Annotated in this window: 1 protein-coding gene; it reads left to right on the top strand. The window is 58.8% G+C overall.

The window, feature by feature from the left end; genetic code table 11:
• Positions 1-260, top strand: a 260-nt coding sequence (locus tag AOA60_RS32935; protein ID WP_158235084.1) for a hypothetical protein, incomplete at both ends; no start/stop codon positions are given.

Below are 260 nucleotides of genomic sequence, written 5' to 3'. Positions count from 1 at the left end.
GTGCCGGTGATCACGGTTGCAGCTAACACCCTGGAAGAAAACTCGGCTGCTGCGGGCACCGTCGCCGGTACCTTCGTTGCCAAAGACGAAGAAACCCCACGCGATGGCCTGACCATCACCTTCACGGGCACCAGCAACGCCGATGGCTACTACAGCATCTCCGGCAACAACGTTGTGCTGACCCAAAAAGGCGCTGACTTCGTTAACGCCGGCAACCAGTTGCCGAAGATCGATCTGACCGTTACCGATCCATCAGGCGC

The organism is Pseudomonas sp. 2822-17 (genome assembly GCF_002742485.1).
GTDB classification, from domain to species: domain Bacteria; phylum Pseudomonadota; class Gammaproteobacteria; order Pseudomonadales; family Pseudomonadaceae; genus Aquipseudomonas; species Aquipseudomonas cyclaminis.
Note: the sequence above shows the minus strand (reverse complement) of the source record. Positions and strands in the feature narration are given on the sequence as shown.